1 protein-coding gene is annotated in these 489 nt (G+C 57.5%); it reads right to left on the bottom strand.

Annotation, left to right across the window (positions count from 1 at the left end; translation table 11 throughout):
• On the bottom strand, nt 1-489 hold a 489-nt coding region (locus J5M56_RS24690; protein ID WP_207938022.1), incomplete at both ends, for an MFS transporter.

Raw genomic sequence — 489 nt, 5'->3', positions numbered from 1 at the left:
AGACATAGGCGGCGCCGTAGATCAGCAGGATCAAGGCGAAATCGTAAGGTGCCATCTGCAGCTGCTCCATGAAGATCAGCGGGGAAATGACAATGAAGGAAAAGTGGCAGGCGAAAGCGAATGCAGAAATCAGCCAGCAGCCGACGAATTCGAAATTGCTCAGCACCAATCTGTAGGGCTTTATGAAACCCACGTGTGGCCCATTCTGAACGGGCCGGCTGTTATCGAGCAGCCGCCACGTTTTCACCAGAACCACGGCGGCCAGGGCGATGAACACCCAGAAGCTGCCGCGCCAGCCGAGCGTGGCCTGCAGAAACGTGCCCGCCAATGGTGATACCGAAATGAAGATGCCCGTGGCGGTGACCATCAGGATCCGCAGGCGATCACGCTCGTTGCCTTCGAACAGATCCTGCACCAGTGCCTGGGACAGCACGAAGCAACCACATCCCAGCGCCTGCATCACCCGGAAAATCAGGAACAGCGTGTAGT

Origin of the sequence: Pseudomonas sp. 51_B (assembly GCF_017491595.1) — a bacterium.
In the GTDB taxonomy this organism is placed as follows: domain Bacteria; phylum Pseudomonadota; class Gammaproteobacteria; order Pseudomonadales; family Pseudomonadaceae; genus Aquipseudomonas; species Aquipseudomonas promysalinigenes.
Note: the sequence above shows the minus strand (reverse complement) of the source record. Positions and strands in the feature narration are given on the sequence as shown.